The organism is Chitinophagales bacterium, from assembly GCA_013816805.1.
GTDB lineage: Bacteria > Bacteroidota > Bacteroidia > Chitinophagales > UBA10324 > MGR-bin340.
This window is the reverse complement of the sequence record JACDDS010000023.1, coordinates 1-21,643: the sequence shown is the minus strand read 5'-3', so window position 1 is coordinate 21,643 and position 21,643 is coordinate 1. Positions and strand designations below refer to the sequence as shown.

Sequence of the window (21,643 nt, the reverse complement as noted above, 5' to 3'; positions counted from 1 at the left end):
ATCAAAAAAAGAAGCTGTATAAAACAATTACAACGATGATGATAGAATAAAAAAGAAAAAATGACACTCGAAGACAATAAAAATCTATTCCCATCCCTAAGGCAAAATCATTTTCAGGAACACCCTAAAAAGCAACCCAGTAATCATATTTAAAAAGCAAAATCATATTTAAAACATTGGTATTACGTTCCGTCTTAGCAAAGGATTAATAAACCCATTACCAAAAATTAAATAATAGGCATGAGTAAACAAAATAAGATTAAAAGTTGCGGAATATTGTGCTCTCGTTTCAATTTCTTAAGTGTTTTCCATCAATAAGAGTGCTTTTAATTTGTGTTTGATTTATCACCTTCGTTTGTAATTAGACTACAATAGCATGTTTATGAGAAACGGATAATAATTTTTAACATTCATCATAAATATTAATTCTAAGTTTACATTCTGCCGGTAAGCAGAAGTATCGGCCAGATCCTTCGCTATAATTGATGAACTCTAACCTAAGAACATCATGGCAGAACAACCTTATTGTAAACAGGTTGATTTAACCAAAAAAAGATATTATAGCAAATAAATATTTCTTGATTTCAAAATCCATAAAAATATTTTCAAAACCTATAAAAGACACAAGCTGTTGAGTTTTCATTTTAATCTCTAACTTATGAAGAAATTATTTATATTAAATATATACTTGTTTGCTTTTGGATTCTTTACATATGCCTCATGTACCCTGCCTGCTCCTGCCAAATTCAAATCTCAAAAGGTAGAAAGCTGTCAGTTCGGCATAACATGGCAATTTGTAGAAGACGCCTATAGCTACAATGTAAAATACAGGGAAATCAACGCTTCTGACTGGATTACTCTTGTTAATATTGGTGATGTGTCGTCCTATGTAGTTACGGGCCTTCAACCTTCCACCACATATAAGGTTAAGGTGGCAGCAATATGTTCCAACGGAAAAGAAGGCTTATACACCAGCGAGATGACATTGAATACCCCTTCCTGCTCCACTCCTTTTAATCTTGGTGCCTCTGCTATCACCTCCACTTCGGCTATTATCTTTTGGTCAGCATCCTGCGAGCAGTCTTTTAAACTTCAATACCGAAAAAGTAACAATGCCAAATGGATCGTGATAAATCATTTAAAAAGTTCGCCTTATACTTTTATGAATCTTAACCCTGCTACCGCCTATGAGGTAAAAATAAAATCTGAATGTGGAGACAACAATAATTCCGATTTCAGCTCACTATTCAATTTTACTACTATCGATAAAGAGTATCCTGTTTCCAATAAGAATGTGCTTTTAGTGATCATCGATGACGCCCGCTATGACACCTACACCGCTACTGGGGGACCTGATTTTTTTGCTGATACTAACATGTCACGCATTGCCGATGAAGGTGCTAATTTTAAGTTAACTTACGTAGCGCAGTCACAATGCGCTCCGAGCCGTGGTTCCATTGTTACGGGAACATATCCTCATATACACGGGGTAAAAAGTAATCCACCCGAAAATGCCTCAGATACTATTACCTTAATCACACTTCCTCAGATCCTTCATCAAAACAATTATTTTACGGGACTAATTGGTAAATACCATATTTCAAAATACCCACAGCCTGGTTATGATTTCTGGATGGAGAATCACAGACCAAAATATATTGATTCAAAGTATGACATAAATGGAAATGAAAATATTTTGTATGGACATCAATCCGATGTGCTAACGGATAGTGCTATAGCGTTTTTCCATAAAGTGCCGGGCGGAAAGCCCTTTTTTTTATGGCTTGCATACAAAGCACCTCACAGTCCCTATACACCACGCCCTGAAGATGAGGGCCTTTTTGATAATGACACCATGCCCTTTCCACGAAACTACGAACTATACGATAAAAATTATCCTGGATTTCTGTATGATTGCAGCAATTCGCCAGATTCCACTACAATCGTTCAGGATTACCGCAGTTACTTTGAGGCCCTTCAGGGTGTGGAAGTAAATCTTGGCAGGATATGGAATGAATTAGAAAACATGGGTATAATGGACAGTACCCTTATTATTTTCATGAGCGATAATGGCTATCTGTTTGGTGAACATCATCTTTATGAGAAGAAATTGGCTTACGAAGAATCCATTCACGTCCCTTTATTTATGCGATATCCGAAAACGATTAAATCGGGAACAGTGGTAAAAAATCAAATTGCAATGAACATTGACATTGCTCCCACCATCCTGGATTTCGCGGCAATACGTGACACCTTTGGTATGCAGGGAATTTCTTTGCTGAAAATGTTAAAAGATAAAATAAGCCGCATTGAATTTATGTATGAATGGAATCATGAGGAATGCGTGCCTGATATGCGGGCTGTACGATCTCTAAGCTGTAAATATGTGCAATATTACTGCAACGATACAACTGAAGAATTTTTTAATTTGAAAGATGAGCATGAAAACAATAATGAGGTATTGAACCCACAGTTTGCTGATTTAGTTGCATTATACCGGGATAAGCTGAATTTCTGGAGAAACTATTATCAGGATTACTCCTATGATACTCTTTACACCTGCAGCCTGTCCAACCTTCAACACCGCATGATTAATCAACTTAAGGATCCTCTCATTATGTTAAATATATTTCCCAACCCCTCTCATCACCATTTCACTATTCATTTTATGTCTTCCGAAAAAAATATCAATTCTATTAGCATCACAAATATGGCAGGAAAGCTCTTATATAATGAAATAACCGATTTGTCTGGTGAGTTTGTAAAACAAATTTCTACCGAAAGCTTGGCTGCTGGAAATTATTGTGTCGTTGTTCAGAATGGATCGCATACCTATCATAAGATGTTTGTGGTGCAGTAAACAAAAATAGATCCGGCCGGTAGTCAAACTTGCTAGTGAAGATCAACTACAACACGTTTGCACCTGTTTTAGGATAGATTGAATTAAAGTAGACTTTCGCGCAACATTGCTTTGGGCATTTTTCGATATAAAGAAAATATTCTTCAAATTTCACTTACCTCAAATTTTATTTATTACAACTTTGATTTCACCTGTAGTTTTTCTTTTAATCCTCTTGCACGGTGAATCGCTTTAAATTTCAGCAACTTTTTTTGCCTGTTCTTCAAATGGTGGCAGTGTAATTAATACTTTTTTTAGGTTGACTATTGTCAAAGCGTTATAGGTTGTACCAAAGACTAAGGCATTCATTTTTATAAGATTTTTGATATCAAATAAAAAATGATATTATTCTACATGTTATTTAAAGCTATAATTCCAGGTAGCCTTTACAGCGAGGTTGCTTAAAGGATTGGAAAAAGCATACGGCCCATATCTGTAAAATGCTCCGGCGCCAACGCCCAGGCGCGCAACACCGAAGAATTTTTTTGCCAGTAAATTATTCAGCAAAAAACCAGATTCAAAATACCCCTGGTTCATAGATTTAGTGGTGGCATTTACCTGCAATTCCGGATGCTGCAATGTGCCCCAACCAATATTGGTCATCAACACGAGATTGGGCTGGAATTTCCCCCAGCGAATGATGTTCTTCTGAAAGTCCTGCTGAAGGAAGACTCCCACATATTTGCTATCAAGGAATTCGTTGGAGCGCATGGTTTGAAAACTGTTTCCCGCATATAAGCCAATAGGCTCGTAGCTCGATATGCCGGTAAAGAGGTCAGTTGCAGGCAAAGGATTATTTACCCAGCCACCCACCAATGCTATAGAAGTCAGGCCAAGTGACCTGGTGGGAAACGTATATTCAAACTTGGATTCTAGCTTAGTGTAATCGAAATCTCCATTTAAAAACCCTTTAAAACCCTGCGTTGCCTGGAACCATATTACCGGATACCCCTGATTGATCCAGTAATAACGATCGAGTGATTGCACAATGCGCTCTTTGTACGAAAACCGGAACGCAGCCTGCATTCCTGAAAAATCAAAATGATCTCTTTGAACCGGTTCACTGCTTGTATTATCGATAAACCGGTAATCACTCAGAATTTGTTTGTGGGCTGCAAAAGCAGTCAGCTGCATGTTCAGGTATTTCCGGATACGTGATGTAAAGGATACCTGCTCGCGGGTCACGTAGTCGAAGCTGGAGATCGTGTAGTTGCGGTAGTTTTCATTATTACCCCAGTACGAGCCCTGGAAAAATCGTGTACCGCCTGTCTCTTCATAATTTTTAGAATAAAAAAAGCTGAGCTTCACATTTTTAGGAGGAAATAATTTAAGGTCCAAAAATCCACCATATTTCCACCTTTCATCATTCAATCCATAACCGCCAAAGCCACCCAGAACAAACTTATGAGAAAGATCACTGTTAGTTTCAAGACCAAGACCTAAGCGAAGGCCTTCAGGGCCGTTTACCTTAATCACATTGTAGATCTGAATGCTTACATTTTTTAAGCGATAATTTCCATCCGATAAGGCAGTGACAAAATCTACCTTTCTGTCGAAATTATTTTTCCTGCCAAGACTATCCAGCTTGGAATAGGTATTGAGCTCTTTTCGTGTCAGGGTATCCATGCGGTTTTGTGTCCAGTAATCATTGGATTTGGTCGCCGCATCCGTTTTTATTTCGACGCCTACTCCATCAAAATCTTTTTTTGTTATGGGAGGGTTCGCCTTAGGATTGGTTATGAAAGTTTTTCCATCCATCATTACCATCAACCCGTTAATGATGAATTTTTTAAACCACAGCTGCGTCGTTAGCTGGGTAGGAAACCAATGCACCTCATCCGATTTAGCATAGAACTGCTCCATTTTGGCGTACATGGTTGTAAACACCGTATCGGCAGGCTGGGCTACAACGTGCTGAATAGCATATCCGTCACTATTGATTTCAATCTTTCCTTTTAAGGCTTCAAAATTTTTCCCCTTTGCAGGAATATAGGTAAGCGTATAGACGGTGTCTTGGCCGGAATAAGAAGTATCCACTATATTAAAGAAATAGCGGTCCCAGCTATTCGGACTGATTGGGTTAACAAATTTAGTGGTAGCAATCTCGATAAAAGGATCATAAAAATTGGTGGTTTGCAGCTGAGAGGTGAGCAGCGTGAAATTAGGGTTCTGCAAGCCCGATACCTTCTGCGCTTCAACTTTTTCCTTTGATAAGGCAGGAGCAAGATAATAGCGGTCTACTACCGATTCCATAATAAGAATATGGTGCTCATCCAGGTAATGAAACAGCTTTATTTTAAGCGGGTCGTCTGCCTCCGATGTTGGAATTCCCGAAAATGTAAATTTCTCATAGGCATGATACGTATATGAATTGAGGTTGGCATAATTATTTTCAAAGCGGTTATTAACCGCTGTCCTGATAATTCTGTTTGCAGGATTTTCCCCTGCCACAATTACTACGTTATCCAGCTCCGACTCCTGTGCGGCCATTCGAATGGTAAAAAAAGATGGTTTTTCGCCAGGCTTAAAAGTGATATGTTTAGTGGTAAAACCAACAAAGCTGCAGGTAAGCGAAGTAATGGGATTTTGAGACTTTAAATAAAAATTTCCTGCAGAATCAGAACTGGCTCCCTGGGTATTAATTCCATTAATAATAATAGTTACATATGGTAATGGTTGTAAGGTTAACGAGTCGACAACTACCCCTTTAAGAGCAGTGATCTGAGCTAAAAGAAAATGCGGTAATGCAAAAAATAATATAAAAAGGATTTTTTTCAAGGATACCTGAACGAGGACTAATTATACAATCCGGAAGAGCAAATATATAACCAAAAGATCAGACACTTGTGAACCTTCATTTTTAAAGTTTACTTAAATTGAACTGTGAACAATAGCTTATGCTAAAGGTGATTAATGTAGAATATTGCAGATAAATTCCCGGCTTAATGAAATTTTATTTCAGTCAATTTACCAAAAAAAATAGGCTTACAATAACCTTATTTACGTTTGGAACAGCCATAGCTACCTTCTTCGTCCTCAATATTTTATTTCCACTGAATATTCACATTAATTACAGCCAGGAAATTACTGCAAGCGATGGAACCGTACTTCATGCATTTCTTAGCGCTGATGATAAATGGCGGTTAAATACAGAATTAAATGAAATTACTCCTTCGCTGAAAAAGGCGTTAATATTTAAAGAGGATAAATATTTTTATTATCATCCGGGTATTAATCCCATTGCAATTATCCGGGCCTTAATAGAAAACCTTATTTCAGGTAAGAAACAGTCCGGAGCCTCCACTATAACCATGCAGGTAACAAGAATGCTGGAGCCAAAGGAACGAACGTATACAAATAAGTTTATTGAAATCTTCCGGGCTTTTCAGCTGGAGTTATATTATAGCAAGAATGAGATTCTGCAGTTGTATGTTAACCTGATTCCCTATGGAAGTAATATCGAAGGAGTTAAATCTGCAGCAGTTATTTTTTTTCAGCACACACCGGATTATCTTTCACTGGCTCAGACCATAATCCTCACTATTATCCCGAACCGGCCCTCTTCGTTAGTATTAGGCACTGATAACGATAAAATAATCACGGAAAGGAATAAATTTCTGATGAAGCTGGAGGCCTCCAATATTTTTCCAAAACAGGATATTGAAGATGCACTTCTTGAACCTCTGGATGCAAAGCGACATCCTGTTCCACATTTCGCTCCGCATATTTCCCGTCGTCTCGTTTCATCTTACCCCGCACAATCAACCATCCATTCCTGTATTGATCGTATGAAGCAGGAAAAGGTGGAGAACCTTGCTTTTAATTACATCCGCCGGATTCATCATATGAATATTACTAATTGTGCTGCATTGGTGATTAACAACCACAATCATTCTGTTGAAGCGTACGTCGGCTCTTCAGACTTTTTTAATCAGGCTGATAATGGCCAGGTAGATGGCGTTCGTGCTATTCGCTCTCCCGGAAGTACTCTTAAACCGTATCTCTATTCACTCGCATTCGAAAAGGGATTGATCACTCCAAAGGCTACCATTACAGATGTTCCGGTAAATTTTAACGGTTATATGCCCCGGAATTTTGATGAGCAGTTTCATGGAACTGTTACCGCTGAGTTTGCACTTGCTAACTCATTAAATGTGCCGGCAGTAAAGCTGTTGAATGAGTTCGGTGTTTCCAGTTTCATTCATGATCTGGAAAAAGCAGGATTTCGTAATTTTTTAAACCATGAAGATCAATTTGGACTTTCTGCCATCCTTGGAGGCTGTGGTGTAACACTGGAAGAATTAACAACCCTTTACTCCTGTTTTGCTTCCGAAGGATTATTATTAAAGCCTCAGTGGGTAAAAGAGCACATTTTATCAGATACGGTTCGAATTCTTACCCCTGGTGCCGTCTATATGATCACTGAAATTCTTACCCGACATATGCGTCCTGACCTTCCAAACAATTATGAAAGCAGTACCCATCTTCCCCGCATAGCATGGAAAACAGGCACATCATATGGCAGACGCGATGCGTGGAGCATTGGTTATAATATGGATTATACAATTGGTGTTTGGGTCGGGAATTTTAATGGGACCGGAGTGCCTGAATTAACAGGTGCTGATTTGGCGACACCCTTACTCTTCGACATTTTTAACGGGATTGACTACAATGCAAAAAATGACTGGTGGGTAATGCCGCCGGGTGTTGACTTTCGGCTTGTCTGTTCTGAAACGGGCCTCGTTCCAAATGATTTTTGCATCAACCAGGTAATGGACTATTATATCCAGGGAATTTCAAGTATGAAAACTTGTAACCATCTCAAGGAAGTTTTTGTATCCCCTGATGAAAGAATTTCATACTGTAGAAATTGCTTGCCGCAAGCAGGTTATAAAACAAAATTCTTCGCTGATCTTCCTGCCACACTGGTTTCTTTTTATGAATCAGAAAATATTCCCTACGGCAGAATACCACCTCACAATCCTGATTGCAATCATTTACTTATTGATAATCCTCCTGTAATTACTTCACCATCCGATGGTACCGAATATGTTTTGGAAAAAAATGAAAATCAGCAACTGATGCTTTCATGCAATGCTGATAACGAAGTTCAAAAGGTTTACTGGTATATCAATAATCAATTTTATAAATCTGCAGCAGCAGGCGATAAGATTTTTTTTACACCTGAATCCGGAAGTGTAAAAGTGTCCTGCACGGATGATAAGGGAAGAAACAGTGATGTTAATATCAGGATATCGCTTCTGCAATAAAAATCTCAAAACAAAAAGTCACCCGCAGTTACAACCTATATCAGGCAGTCTGCTTTGGTGGTTCCATTATATGGCCGCATTGCTTGCAGGTACGCAGGTCAGTTGACGAATAAAATTTATCCATTACTACTGGCAAGTCCTTTACTATGTCATTTACATTTACTCTGTCTTCATATAAAAGGTTGCCGCAATTTTCACAGTACCATTGAAAGCCATCCTTAGCATCAGGGCGGTAAACTTCCATTACCAATCCTATGGTATCCGGTCCGCGTCTTGGCGAATGAGGAGTAAGAGGAGGCAGCAAAAATATCTCTCCTTCTTTGATAGGAATATCAACGAACTTTCCGTCTTCTACAATTTTAACAACTACATCACCTTCCAGCTGATAATAGAATTCTTCGGTCTCATTATAATGGTAATCTTTACGTGAATTCGGGCCACCCACCACCATTACAATAAAATCGTTGTTGCCTTTATACACCTGTTGATTTCCTACAGGAGGTTTTAACAAATGCCGGTTTTCATCAATCCATTTTTTAAAGGAAAAAGGCCTGGTGATCATGTGGAAGAAGTTATTAGTTGCTGATATTCGTGTAAATTTAAAAAATAAATGGTCACTGTTTACTGCATAAAATTTATGTAAACCTATGGACTTTGATCTGACAGGAAAAGGGGCATTGGTTTGCGGAAGCAGTAAGGGAATTGGAAAAGCGATTGCTATTGCCCTTGCTCAGGCCGGCGCGAACATTACATTAACCGCACGTAATGAAGAGACCTTGCTTGCGGTTATCAAGGAGCTCGATACAAGCCAAAACCAGCAGCATGATTTTATTATTGCTGATTTTTCTCAACCTGAAGAACTAAAAGAAATTATTTATCACCAGCTGAAAGACACCACCTATCAGATTCTTATAAATAATACAGGAGGCCCGCCCGCCGGCAATATCGCCGACGCAAGCCCTGAGCACTTTGAAACTGCATTTAAGACTCACCTGATCTGCAATCATATCCTTGCAAGTGCATTGGTGCCGGGAATGAAAAAATCCGGTTATGGAAGAATAATAAATATTATTTCCACTTCTGTAAAAATTCCAATCCGCGGCTTAGGTGTTTCCAATACCATACGGGGCGCCGTTGCAAATTGGTCAAAGACTTTAGCCGGAGAATTAGCGCCTTATGGTATTACAGTTAACAATATTTTACCGGGATCAACGAATACCGAACGACTGACAGAAATAATTAATAATAAAGCGCAAAAGACCGGTCGCAGCATAGAAGATATTGAAAAAGAAATGAGAGCTGAGGTTCCCATGCACCGGTTTGCAGAACCTTCCGAAATAGCGGCAGCAGCTGCTTTTCTTGCTTCTCCGCAGGCGGGTTATATCACGGGCATTAACATCCCTGTAGATGGCGGAAGAACCGGAAGCCTGTAGTTATAATTGATTATCATGATGGAACAGAGTTTCTGATATCCCTTCCAATCAATTTTAGTAAACTATCTTCCTTAATAAATTTATCCGTTATAATTTCAGCTTTTCTTACAATTTCGTCTATGGTGCATTTACTCTTAACGGGAAGTTGTTTAAGAAGGGATTCAAACGTCAGATCGTTACTGAATTTGGTTTCTTCTGCCGCTGCTTTTAAGGTGTGGATTCTCAGGCCATCATCTTTTAATACACCGAGCTCATTTATTAACCAGCTCAAAGCGTAGAAATTAGGTGCTTCGATATATATAGGAGATACGTCCTCTTTCAGAGGCGGTAACTTATTATATGGGGAGTTTAAAACTTCCGGAGTTAAGTAAGCGGTAAGTTTTTGATTTGGCACAGATACTTCCTTCAACTGTACCAACCCGTTAAGTGCCTGTGCGTAAATGCTGAACCAGCGGACATCCCTCCTGAATTTATGCAAGCCATTTTCAATATCGTGAAAGTCGAGAGTGCCTTCATTGTAATCACGATCAAATTCCAGCAATTCATCATTCATCATGCCCGCTATTTGATTACTGTCTTTTTCAGGTGTCAGCCAGTCTGCACTATCGAGCTCAGAAAGTATTTCAGTGATGACCCCGGGATTAGTTCCTGCCCACTTTTTTTCTACCATCAATTCTCCCAGGATCTTTACCTCCGAATTCATGTGCTCTTTAAAATTTTCAAGCAACACAGCAGGAAAATCTTTCTGTACGGAAAATTCTTTTACCCAGCCGTCATAAAAATCAACCCTTCCAAGCTGATCTTCAATTTCTTTAAAATCATTCCGAAGCCGTTTAAAGCGTTTCGGATTGTGAATACGCCGATAGATCCGCGCTAATCCTTCCAGGTAAAAAAGGGTTTGCCGGGAACCCAGATTATAAAACGTTATGGCAACAGTATTGGTGGCACCTGCCTGCTTAAGATTGTTTTGAATCTGTGAAAGATGGGTTACGAATCTCTTATAGCCTAAGGGAATTTTTTTTTCAGTCAATCTTTTTATTTCATTATCTACCGAAAGGTCTGAAGCCATTGAAGAGTCTGTTATTTTATTGCATCTAAAAATACACTTTCTTCCATCATCAATTTGCCGTTACCTTTGTTCCGCATTGAATAGAAATCTACATGATTTTCATACAAAATTACATTGGTGGAAAGCTCATTGATCCTGCAAAAAAAGATTATCTCGATAATTATGATCCATCTACAAGCAAGGTGTATTCACAAGTTCCTGATTCGGATGAACGTGATGTAGAACTTGCTGTGGAGGCGGCAAGATATGCATTTGAAGAATGGGCGAATACTCCTGCGGAGAAACGGTGTAAAATTTTATTGAACATCGCCGACCTGATCGATAAAAACCTGGATCAGCTTTCGGAGATTGAAAGCATTGATAACGGCAAGCCAAAAAAGCTCGCCGCCACGCTTGACATTCCAAGGGCATCTTCCAATTTTCGGTTTTTTGCCACAGCTGCTTTGCAGTTTCATAGTGAGTCACACGCTATGGAAAGCAGCGCAATCAATTATACACTTCGGCAGCCTATAGGAATAGCCGGATGTATTTCACCCTGGAATCTTCCGCTGTATTTATTTACATGGAAAATTGCTCCTGCTCTGGCTGCCGGCAATTGTGTAATTGCCAAGCCAAGTGAAATAACCCCGATGAGTGCTTATGAGCTTTCGAAAATTTGTATACAAGCAGGATTACCCCCTGGTGTTCTAAATATTATTTATGGACAAGGCCAGAAATGCGGAGCCGCTATAGTGAAACATCCGGACATAAAAGCCATCTCATTTACCGGCAGCACACGCGCAGGAAAAGAGATTGCTGCTATAGCTGCCCCAATGTTTAAAAAGCTTTCTCTTGAATTGGGAGGAAAAAATCCAACTATCATTTTTGCAGATTGCGATTTTGATAAGATGTTAAAAACCACCATCACCTCCTCATTCAGTAACCAGGGTGAAATTTGTTTGTGCGGGTCGAGAATTATTATTGAAAAACCGATCTACGAAAAATTTAAATCTGCTTTTATCACTGAAACTGAAAATTTAAAAATCGGTGATCCCCTTGAAAATGATACTCAAATGGGCGCCATTGTTTCCAGGCAACACTTTGATAAGATCAATTATCACATCCAGCTTGCCAAAGAAGAAGGCGGAAATATTTTAACCGGAGGAAACACCAAACATATTTCAGGGAGATGCGGAGAAGGTTGGTTTATTGAACCTACTGTTATTGAAGGATTGCCCTGGAACTGCAGGACAAACCAGGAGGAGATATTTGGACCCGTGGTAACATTAATTCCTTTCGAAACCGAACAGGAGGCAATCAACCTTGCTAACAGTACAGAATACGGTTTGGCAGCTTCTATCTGGACGGAAAATTTGGCTTGTGCGCACAGGGTAAGTGCCATGGTCCAGAGTGGAATTATCTGGATAAACTGCTGGCTGCTGCGCGATTTACGGACTCCATTCGGAGGAATGAAAAACTCCGGAGCCGGTCGCGAGGGAGGTAATGAAGCCATGCGCTTTTTTACGGAAGCTAAAAATATCTGCCTGAAACTTTAATTTTGTTTGCCCGTACCTAACCCGATGAGTCAGTTTTTTACGCTCCTATTTTTAGTTTCTGTTTTTTGTGCTGCATGTGTCAGCAAATCTGCTGATGTTCATATGATTTCTGAAGAGGAACTCTCAAAAGAATTGAACGACACCAATGTTATTATATTGGACGTCCGTACACCGGATGAATACCAGCAAGGGCATATTCTGCATGCCAAATTGTTGAATATGTACGATGAAAACTTTAAGGAACAGCTGGCTTCCTGTGATAAAAATAAAACCTATGTGGTTTATTGTGCGTCACACGGCCGCTCCGCAAAAGCGGCAAAAGTTATGATGCAGGAAGGCTTTCAAAAGGTTTATAACCTGAAATATGGATTTAACCATTGGGAGGGAAAAACCGAGTAATAGAAACAACAAAAGTTACAAAGCCTACATCCGGTATTATGGGTAAGTACAGTATCCTGAAGTTGTAAATTCTGCGCAAACAATCGGCTTAATTGATCTTAAAAATGAAGTGCAACTGATGGAAGATAAATTTACTACCGGTAAAGCTCCGAAACCTGTTGGCTTATACCCGCATTCCCGCCGATCAGGAAATTTATTATTTCTTTCCGGTATTGGACCAAGAGATGCCACCACTGACCATATTCCTGGAAATGTATATGATGAAAACGGAAACTTATTAAAGTACGATATGGAGGCGCAATGCCACTCTGTTTTTAAAAATGTAAAAACTGTTTTGGAGGAATCCGGAAGTGATTGGAACAAGCTTCTTGATGTAACTGTTTTTCTTACGGATATGAAAAAAGATTTTGACATCTACAATAAGCTGTATGCAATCTATTTTGAAGAGAATCAGCCTTGCCGTACTACTGTTGAAATAAAATCTCTTCCTACTCCTATTGCAATTGAGCTAAAATGTATAGCAACAATAGACAGGTAATAATGTTAACCAACATTAAATCAGATCAGGCAGGCAAGTATGTTCATGTAAGGATGTGGCAGAGTTTATACTATTCGCCATACAGCGGGAACTGTTGCATAAACTCATTTACCTCCTTCCGGGTATCCAAGATCAGCTTTTCATTATCGGGATCAAGTACAATACGGTCAATCCATTCCACAATAGGCATCATGTGCATTTCCTTCATGCCCCGGGTAGTAATCGCTGGCGTTCCTACCCGGATTCCGGATGTTACAAATGCTGTTTTATCATCAAAAGGAACCATGTTTTTGTTCAGAGTGATATCTGCTTTCACCAATGTATTTTCCGCTTTCTTTCCTGAAATATTTTTGGAACGAAGATCGATAAGCATTAAATGATTATCCGTTCCTCCTGAAACAATATTAAATCCCTTACTGGTAAAAGCGTTTGCAAGTGCCTGCGCATTTTTCTGAACCTGCCTGCAGTAATCGCGGTACTCTCCGGTTAGTGCCTCGCCAAATCCCACTGCCTTTGAAGCTATCACATGCTCCAAAGGACCGCCCTGAATCCCCGGAAATACGGCGCTGTCAATTAGCGAAGACATCATTCTAACCTCGCCTTTCGCAGTTTTCAGTCCAAAGGAATTTTCAAAATCTTTTCCCATTAAAATAATTCCTCCACGGGGGCCGCGTAATGTTTTATGGGTTGTTGATGTAACAATATGACAATGCGGAAGAGGATCATTCAGAAGTCCTGTAGCTATTAAACCGGCAGGATGCGCCATATCGCACATGAGCAGAGCGTCAACCTTATCTGCTATTTCACGGAAACGTGCATAATTATAATCGCGTGAATAAGCAGAAGCGCCACAAATAATCAACTTTGGCCGCTCCTGAATGGCGACGCGCTCCACCTGATCCATATTGATTCTACCGGTTTCTTTTTCAACACCATAAAACACCGGGTGATATAATTTACCCGATGAATTTACCGGTGAACCATGAGTCAGATGACCGCCGTGAGAAAGGTCAAGCCCTAAGATGGTATCTCCGGGTCGCAGAACCGCCAGAAACACGGATGCATTTGCCTGCGCTCCTGAATGCGGCTGCACATTAGCATAAGAAGCGCCAAATAGTTTCTTTACACGGTCGATGGCAAGCTGCTCTACCTCATCCACTACTTCGCAGCCGCCATAGTATCTTCTGCCAGGATATCCTTCAGCATATTTATTTGTAAGGCAACTGCCCATTGCTTCCATCACCTGCAGGCTTACAAAATTTTCTGAAGCAATCAGCTCTATGCCGTGACGTTGCCGCTCCAGTTCCTTGCCGATAAGATTAAAAAGTAAATCGTCTCTTTCCATAGTAAATGGTCAAAAGTCAAATGTAAAAAGGAAAATGATGGAAAGGAGATCAATTTTATGATTGATCAGTCAAGATTTCGTCTGTCACCTTTTGAGACTGAATAAAGGCATTCATATGGATGGTTCCTATTGAAGCAAACAGTATAGTTGTGAACCAGTATCCATACGTATAGTTCAGCATGATTGCACAGTTCATCCCGCTAAAGAATTTTGAACTTGAATTATCCATTTGAATTCTCATTAACAGTAAGCACATTAAACCAGCCAGTCCAATAATGCTGAGCAACATATCTTTCTGCTCCTTCAATAAAAAAAATAAAATGAATCCGCCGATAGCAAGCATTATAGCAACCAGGGCAAAATAATTTCTTTCGATTACATGAATGGTGCCGCCTGCAATATTTTCATTATTTGAAGGAGGAAAAGTTTTATCTGTGGTACTCTTAAGTTCTGTTATAAGCTCAATACCTGATAATTTTCCTAATTCACGATCAGTGCATCCTGCCTTAATAAAAGGCATAAAAAAGCAAAGGACCGAAGCAGCAAATGATAGAGGGGTAATCCAGCGCATATAAAACAAATTCTCACCGGGTGAATGATATACAAAAAGAAACCACAATTAACTCAGCATTAAAAGCTAAATAATGAATGTAGTGAGATACCATCGAATTTAACTTCCTAAGTCTGTCTACGCCTGCGATTTTTAAGCCATTTTTCGATTTCTTTCAAGGTCATCGCATTCCATGTCATGTCTTTGGTCAATCCTCCTTTACGTGCTGAAGTAATGCCCCAGTGAATATTATCAATTTCACCAATGCTGTGTGCATCGGGATTTACAGAGATCATTACGCCTTTTTTAAGCGCATAGGGAATATGAGAATAATCCATATCAAGCCGGTAAGGATTGGCATTAATTTCAATAATCACATTATTCGCAGCACAGGCATCAATTATTTTTTTGTAATCAACGGGAAAGCCACTTCGTACCAATAATTTTCTGCCGGTCATGTGACCGAGGATGGTAGTATATGGATTTTCAATAGCTCTTAATAAGCGCTTTGTTGCTTTTTCTTCATCCATTTTTAAGGACTGATGTACGGATATAATTACGAGGTCGAAGCGTTTGAGAAAATCATTATTGTAATCGAGGTTACCATCTATTAAAATATCACATTCAATGCTTTTAAAGATTTTAAAAGGCGCAATTTTTTTATTTAAAGCATCAATTTCTTCCTGTTGCCTTATAATCTGTTCCTCAGTAAGCCCTCCCGCATAGTGTGCATTTTTTGAATGATCCGAAATAACTGCATATTGAAAGCCTTTCCTAATGCAGGCGTCTGCAAAATTTTTTAGTGTGTCTATACCATCACTCCAGGTAGTATGGTTGTGAACCACGCCAAGAATGTCTCCATCTGTAACCAGGTTATTTGCTTTTTCTTTTTTGATGAAATCCCATTCTGCAAGGTTCTCACGCATTTCCGGAAGTACATACGAAACTTCAGCAGCTTTATAAATCTGTTCTTCCGATTCATATACAGAATAGCTGTCTTTTACTCTGCTTATTATCTTATTTACATGTTCTTCATTTCCTGTCATTTTAAACAGGGTATAAAAATATTCTTCCTCTGACGTGACATATATTGTAAACGGAATCTCATTAATAGTGTGTCCTTTTATTTCATTCGCTGAAGAAGATTTAATGATCAGATGAGGCAACTCTGATTTTTTTGCTATAACCTTTTTAGAAGGAAGTGTACACAAAATTTCAATTCCGGAAACTACATTGCATTGTCGCCGCAGCTCACCGCACAGGCTCACCTGGTCACTTTTAAAAACCCGTTTCAGCGATTCCACAATTTTTTCTCCATCTCTCGCTACAGTTGCCAGGTGAAATTTATTCGTATTAGCATTATAGTATTCAATGGATTTAAGGATATTCTGCTGTGTTTTTTCTCCAAAACCGTTAAGCTGCGCAAGCTCATTATTTTTACAAGCCTCGAGTAACGCTTCGAGGTTTTCAATGCCTGCCTTTTTCCAGATTAAGCCAAGCTTTTTACCCCCCAACCCTTTAATACGCATCATTTCAAAAATGCCCGGAGGTGTAAGCTCTATGAGCTCTTCAAGCATTTCAAGAGTGCCCGTTTCTTTAAGCTCCATAATCTTAGGAATTATGGATTTATTAATAATCTTTTCAAGCTGTGGCCGGGCAAGGTTTTCTACTTCATCATCCAAACGCCCTATTTGGAAAGCAGCGGACGCATATGATTTTGTTTTGAAGCTGGTTTTGCCATGCAACTCCATGAGTTCAGATAATGTTTTAAGAATAGAAGAGATCTCCCGGTTGCTTGGCATATCTGTTGCAATGAAATAAAATAATCTTTAATTTTTTTTCATTTTAAAATTGAGCTTAATCGTACTATTTTCTCTCATCCGTTCAGATATATTTTTTATTATCCAGGAATTAGAGTTTTATATTCGCAACCAATTTGACCAATCTGAATGAATCCTCTTCGTATCTATAATACATTAACGCGCGAGAAGGAAGTTTTTGCACCCCTTACACCGCCCCATGTGGGTATGTATGTATGCGGACCAACAGTAAGTGGTGAATCACATCTTGGGCATGTGCGTGCACAGATTGTATTTGATATTGTATACAGGTGGCTAAAATATCAGGGCTACCAGGTAAGGTATGTGCGCAATATTACTGATGCCGGTCATTTTGAAGAAGAAGACCGTGAATCGGAAGACAAAGTGATGAACAAGGCAAAGCTGGAGCAACTGGAGCCTATGGAACTGGTGAACAAATACACCAATCTTTTTCATGATGCCATGGATCGCCTTAATGTTTCGCGACCTAATATTGAACCTACTGCAACAGGACACATCATAGAACAAATCAACATGATTGAGGAAATCCTTGCAAAAGGATTTGCTTATGTGGTAAATGGCTCGGTATATTTTGATGTTAAGAAATATGCCCAGGAGTTTGATTATGGAAGATTAAGCGGAAGAAAAATAGAAGATATGATTGCAGGAAGCCGCGAGCTGGAGGGCCAAAATGAAAAGCACAATCCGGCTGATTTTGCTCTCTGGAAAAATTCCCCGCCGGAACATATTATGCGCTGGAAATCCCCCTGGGGCGAAGGTTTCCCCGGCTGGCACATCGAATGTTCAGCCATGGCAACTAAATATCTTGGGACACCCTTTGATATCCATGGAGGCGGTATGGATCTAATGTTCCCCCATCACGAAAGTGAAATAGCCCAGACAAAGGTGGTAACCGGAAAAGCTCCTGTCCGATATTGGATGCATAACAACATGATCACCATTAATGGTCAGAAGATGAGCAAGTCGCTCAATAATACCATTACCATTTCTCAATTATTCAGTGGCAATCATCCCCTCCTTGAACAGGCATATTCGCCCATGACGGTGCGTTTTTTTATTTTACAAACTCATTACCGCAGTACTGTGGATTTTTCAAATGAGGCTCTAAAAGCGGCTGAGAAAGGGTTGCAGCGGCTTATGGCTGCTCATTCTGCAATCACTAATCTTATCTATGATGAAAATATGCACGATTTTGACCAGGAGGAAGATAACAACCTGGTGCAGCTTTGTGATGCATGCACGGTAAACATGAACGATGACTTTAATACTGCTATGTCGCTTGCTTCTTTATTTGAATTAACATCTAAAATTTTTTCATGGCAAAATGGCCAATTGAAAATTTCAACTATAAAAAGAGAGACCTGTGCATTGGTAAAGAAAACATTTGATGATTTTGTGAGCGATATTTTTGGATTTAAAAATGAATCTGAAAACGAATTAAATGATAAAACGAAAGATGTTATAGAGCTGCTGATAACTATGAGAAAGGAAGCAAGAGAAAAAAGAGACTTCTTTACTTCTGATGCAATCCGGGACCGGCTCGTCAAAATAGGTATACAGCTTAAGGATGGAAATGAAGGAACTACCTGGCAAACTATTCCTTCCTCCTAATATTTTATTATTTTCTACTTAACAATTATAACCATGGTCTTTTTACTTGAACCTATGAATCTTGTTTTGGATGGCGCATTGCTCGTTTGGGTTGGAGGTGCTGTCTGGCTCCTGATGCATAATGCTGATTTAAATAAGCCGAAAAGAGAGGATAGCGCTCATAATCAGCATCCGCATTAGAAAGTGTAAAAAATTATGATAAAGATTTTTGAAATCGTTTATCCAACTCCATATCTGTTGCAAGACTTTTACTATTTCCACAAGGGGTGGTTATTCGATGGAAAAATTTTCGAACTACCGAAATATGTAGTATTTACAACGTAAATCCTTTTTTTTTGACTAATTTGTCGCGTAAGGCGGGCTTCATACATCTTCGTTCGAACAATGCACAAATAACAAATTTTCCGAAATAGCCCATCAAATAAAGGAAAATTAGATACTACTGTCAATTCCGCTCCAAAAGATTTTTGGCAGAAAGTAAGTGAGGATATGGTGAAGCTTTGGAAGATCATGAACAACATCGAACCTGAGAATAAAGCTACCGATTTCCTCACTTCTGGCATATTATCCCTCCTCCGATAATTACTATACCAAGGTATGCTTCACCATAGCCAAAGATTTATTCCTAAACGAAATAATTAATGCCTAATAAATTACGTGAATATCGCAAACACCAAGGATTGAGACAGCTTGATGTCGCTACAAAATTAGGGTTTTCGAGTACGGACAGAATCTCTAAGTGGGAACGAGGACTGACGTACCCACACTTGTTAAACTTATTTAAGCTCTGTAAACTGTATAACGTATATCCACATGAACTCTATGATGGATTACTATCCACGGCGTATGTGGATATGAAAAGAGAAAATATCAATAACTAGAAGATCAACATTATAATCTGTCTTTAATCATTTCACTATTAGAGCAGCTGTACTAAACCAATCTTAAGACTGCCATCTTGCTAGTCGATTATCTTAAATGGCGGTAGCTCATATGCTTGCAATAAGATTCCTCTATAAAGAAAAGAGACTATTAATGAAAACTTTGAGTTTTCAAATCATGGGAAATTATGAATATCTATTTTATCAGAACCATCTTCCGAATTGCTTCCTGGTTATTGCAGAGCAGTTGCATAGAATAAATGCCCGGCTGGAGTGTTGAAAGATCCAGTAGTTTATCATTTGAGCCTCCATTTATCCAACCATCAGAGTAAACAACTCGGCCTGCCATATCATATATCTTAAGAATAAGGGGACTACTGTTGTCTGAAATAACTACTATATTAATTTGTCCGTTACCTGGATTGGGGAATATGGAGAAATTAAATTGAGAATAATCTTCTGATAGCGATTTTTTTTCGGTAAGAGTGGTGAATTCATAGCGTTGCGAAAACCCGGAATGAGAAGTATCGCATTTCGTTCCCACCATCCAAGAATAAGTTGTATTTGTCAGTAATCCTTTAAGTGCCTTATTTTTTGTTTTGGCATGCACCTTCTGCCAGCCAGTAGTATTTTTTACTTTGTAATAAATACGGTAAGAGGTAGGTATGGTTGATGAATCTAGCCACGTGAGCGTTGCGGCGGAAGAAGTAATGTCACTGACCTGACCTGCATATGGAGCTGTGCATAAATTCTGGTTTGTAGAATAATCAAGATAAGCAATATTATTTAAACTATCATTCAATCCAGGGAACAATCCACCAACATATAGATTATTTAAATAGAAAGCGTTACTATAAATTGCTCCAGAACGTCCGAAATTAAGATTGTCCCACTTTATTCCATTCCAAACCATTATAGGTTGTTTCAAATCTCCTGAAACATATAAAACTTCATTGGCACTGTAAAGAACATTGACCACATCTGTTCGGGTTTGGGCAAGAGTGTCCCACTTTTTACCTGACCATGTTGCCAGGCTGTGCACTTCTATTTCATCAACCTGCTTAAAATCACCGCCAACAATTAATTTATTTTGAAACGTATCTAATGCATTAATATAAGCTAAATAATATTTTCCCCTAGTGGTAACTCCGCTGCCCATTGAATGCCAATTATAACCATCCCATCGTCCTATATTATTTAGAATAGTATCTCCTGCTTTTTCAAAGGCTCCACCTGCAATTAAATCCCCTTTATATTCATACAAACTTTTAACATTAGACCCTACGTTTATACCATTGCCCAATGCATGCCATTCAAAAATACTGTCAAACCTAGCAATGTGATTAACTGTTACATCCTCATTTTCGTTATAAGAAGTTATAAAATAACCTCCTGCATATAAGGTATCTTTCCAAACACCAAGCGTATTGACAGTACCACTAAAAGATCCTACAATTACGAACCGGCTATCTTGGATATACCCAACTAAGCCATCGTCTAGCGCTGCATACATTTTCCCATGGTAATACTGAAGGTCATTCACCTGGTGAGGTAGTTCCGCCGTTGTAAGCCATGCATTGCCGTCCCATACCGCCAGGTTTTCGACGGGCAAGTTATCACCAACGCGCACAAAATCACCACCAACATATAAAAGATTTGATTGAGAATCTACACATAATGCATATACAAAACCGTTTACTCCATTGCCTAAGGGTAGCCAAGGTTGTGCAGAAATTTTTTGGAAAAAAGATGAAAATAAAATTATGTAAAAAGGGATTTTATGTTTCATTATTTTAGAATTAAAAGCGGTTTGGAAAAAACAGTATTATTTTTCACGATACAAACATGATATAACCCTGATTTCAAGAATGAAGGCAATTGCAAAAATATTTTCATATTACTATTTGTTTTTTGGCCGTTGTTGGTCTTCGCAAAGGTATAGTAAAGGCTGACCAACAACTATGTGGATGGCTTCTATAAAACATTTATCTTAATACTATAATGCAAGGTGGTAAGCTTTATTTCTTTACTGCAACAAATCTGGAGTGGAAGATGGTTCTCAGGGATGATCATTACAAAATGATTATCGTAAATAGCTTAAACCATCTAGTCTTAAATAAGCAGATGACTATATATGCATTTGTCATAATGCCAAATCACATGCATATCATATGGAGTTTTCCTGAGTTTTCAGATCCTTCCAAAATTAAACAGCGATTTATGAAATTTACAGCACAGATAATTATTGAAGACTTAAAAAGAAATAGGAACT

General features: G+C 38.8%; 18 protein-coding genes. 10 read left to right on the top strand and 8 right to left on the bottom strand.

Annotation, left to right across the window (positions count from 1 at the left end; translation table 11 throughout):
* Positions 1-658: 658 nt before the first annotated feature.
* On the top strand, positions 659-2,860 hold the full coding sequence (locus tag H0W62_14935; protein ID MBA3649814.1) for a sulfatase-like hydrolase/transferase: 2,202 nt from the start codon (positions 659-661) through the stop codon (positions 2,858-2,860).
* 231 nt (positions 2,861-3,091) lie between these two features.
* Here H0W62_14935 and H0W62_14930 read toward each other — a convergent pair whose 3' ends face one another.
* Both H0W62_14930 and H0W62_14925 read right to left on the bottom strand, forming a co-directional pair.
* A complete protein-coding gene (locus tag H0W62_14930; GenBank protein ID MBA3649813.1) occupies positions 3,092-3,208 on the bottom strand; it encodes a hypothetical protein in 117 nt (38 codons plus the stop codon).
* Positions 3,209-3,256: 48 nt separating this feature from the next.
* Positions 3,257-5,677 (bottom strand): carboxypeptidase-like regulatory domain-containing protein, encoded by a 2,421-nt coding sequence (locus H0W62_14925; protein ID MBA3649812.1) that lies wholly within the window; start codon positions 5,675-5,677, stop codon positions 3,257-3,259.
* Between the two features lie 167 nt (positions 5,678-5,844).
* On the opposite strand from H0W62_14925, the gene pbpC reads away from it, so the two are divergent.
* A complete protein-coding gene (pbpC, locus tag H0W62_14920) occupies positions 5,845-8,169 on the top strand; it encodes a penicillin-binding protein 1C (GenBank protein MBA3649811.1) in 2,325 nt (774 codons plus the stop codon).
* Positions 8,170-8,209: 40 nt separating this feature from the next.
* On the opposite strand, the gene H0W62_14915 is transcribed toward pbpC, so the two are convergent.
* Positions 8,210-8,731: a 3-hydroxyanthranilate 3,4-dioxygenase gene (locus H0W62_14915; protein ID MBA3649810.1), complete on the bottom strand. Its 522-nt coding sequence runs from the start codon at positions 8,729-8,731 to the stop codon at positions 8,210-8,212.
* Positions 8,732-8,816: 85 nt separating this feature from the next.
* Between H0W62_14915 and H0W62_14910 the strand changes: the two genes are divergently transcribed.
* A complete protein-coding gene (locus H0W62_14910; GenBank protein ID MBA3649809.1) occupies positions 8,817-9,602 on the top strand; it encodes an SDR family oxidoreductase in 786 nt (261 codons plus the stop codon).
* Positions 9,603-9,615: 13 nt separating this feature from the next.
* Here the strand turns inward: H0W62_14910 and H0W62_14905 are convergent, their stop codons facing one another.
* Positions 9,616-10,671, bottom strand: a complete 1,056-nt coding sequence (locus H0W62_14905; protein MBA3649808.1) for a hypothetical protein — start codon at positions 10,669-10,671, stop codon at positions 9,616-9,618.
* A gap of 92 nt (positions 10,672-10,763) precedes the next feature.
* Here H0W62_14905 and H0W62_14900 point away from each other — a divergent pair, with 92 nt between their 5' ends.
* From H0W62_14900 to H0W62_14890, 3 genes are all read left to right on the top strand, one after another.
* The gene (locus H0W62_14900; GenBank protein MBA3649807.1) at positions 10,764-12,206 is read left to right on the top strand and encodes an aldehyde dehydrogenase; all 1,443 of its coding nucleotides are present in this window, start codon (positions 10,764-10,766) and stop codon (positions 12,204-12,206) included.
* A gap of 24 nt (positions 12,207-12,230) precedes the next feature.
* Positions 12,231-12,605: a rhodanese-like domain-containing protein gene (locus H0W62_14895; protein MBA3649806.1), complete on the top strand. Its 375-nt coding sequence runs from the start codon at positions 12,231-12,233 to the stop codon at positions 12,603-12,605.
* A gap of 118 nt (positions 12,606-12,723) precedes the next feature.
* Positions 12,724-13,143: a RidA family protein gene (locus tag H0W62_14890; protein MBA3649805.1), complete on the top strand. Its 420-nt coding sequence runs from the start codon at positions 12,724-12,726 to the stop codon at positions 13,141-13,143.
* Between the two features lie 70 nt (positions 13,144-13,213).
* Here H0W62_14890 and H0W62_14885 read toward each other — a convergent pair whose 3' ends face one another.
* The 3 genes from H0W62_14885 to H0W62_14875 all read right to left on the bottom strand — a co-directional run bounded on the left by H0W62_14885 (position 13,214) and on the right by H0W62_14875 (position 16,840).
* On the bottom strand, positions 13,214-14,488 hold the full coding sequence (locus tag H0W62_14885; protein MBA3649804.1) for a serine hydroxymethyltransferase: 1,275 nt from the start codon (positions 14,486-14,488) through the stop codon (positions 13,214-13,216).
* Between the two features lie 55 nt (positions 14,489-14,543).
* Positions 14,544-15,059, bottom strand: coding sequence for a hypothetical protein (locus H0W62_14880; protein MBA3649803.1), 516 nt, complete (start codon positions 15,057-15,059; stop codon positions 14,544-14,546).
* Between the two features lie 107 nt (positions 15,060-15,166).
* A complete protein-coding gene (locus H0W62_14875; GenBank protein MBA3649802.1) occupies positions 15,167-16,840 on the bottom strand; it encodes a DNA polymerase/3'-5' exonuclease PolX in 1,674 nt (557 codons plus the stop codon).
* Between the two features lie 147 nt (positions 16,841-16,987).
* Between H0W62_14875 and H0W62_14870 the strand changes: the two genes are divergently transcribed.
* The 3 genes from H0W62_14870 (at position 16,988) to H0W62_14860 (ending at position 19,371) form a co-directional block, all read left to right on the top strand.
* On the top strand, positions 16,988-18,490 hold the full coding sequence (locus H0W62_14870) for a cysteine--tRNA ligase (GenBank protein MBA3649801.1): 1,503 nt from the start codon (positions 16,988-16,990) through the stop codon (positions 18,488-18,490).
* 33 nt (positions 18,491-18,523) lie between these two features.
* The gene (locus tag H0W62_14865) at positions 18,524-18,670 is read left to right on the top strand and encodes a hypothetical protein (GenBank protein ID MBA3649800.1); all 147 of its coding nucleotides are present in this window, start codon (positions 18,524-18,526) and stop codon (positions 18,668-18,670) included.
* A gap of 461 nt (positions 18,671-19,131) precedes the next feature.
* Entirely contained in the window at positions 19,132-19,371 is a 240-nt protein-coding gene (locus H0W62_14860; protein ID MBA3649799.1) for a helix-turn-helix transcriptional regulator, read from the top strand.
* Between the two features lie 196 nt (positions 19,372-19,567).
* Here the strand turns inward: H0W62_14860 and H0W62_14855 are convergent, their stop codons facing one another.
* A complete protein-coding gene (locus H0W62_14855) occupies positions 19,568-21,160 on the bottom strand; it encodes a T9SS type A sorting domain-containing protein (GenBank protein ID MBA3649798.1) in 1,593 nt (530 codons plus the stop codon).
* A 212-nt stretch (positions 21,161-21,372) separates the two neighbouring features.
* On the opposite strand from H0W62_14855, the gene H0W62_14850 reads away from it, so the two are divergent.
* Positions 21,373-21,643: transposase (locus H0W62_14850; protein MBA3649797.1), on the top strand; the 271-nt coding region annotated here is incomplete at its 3' end.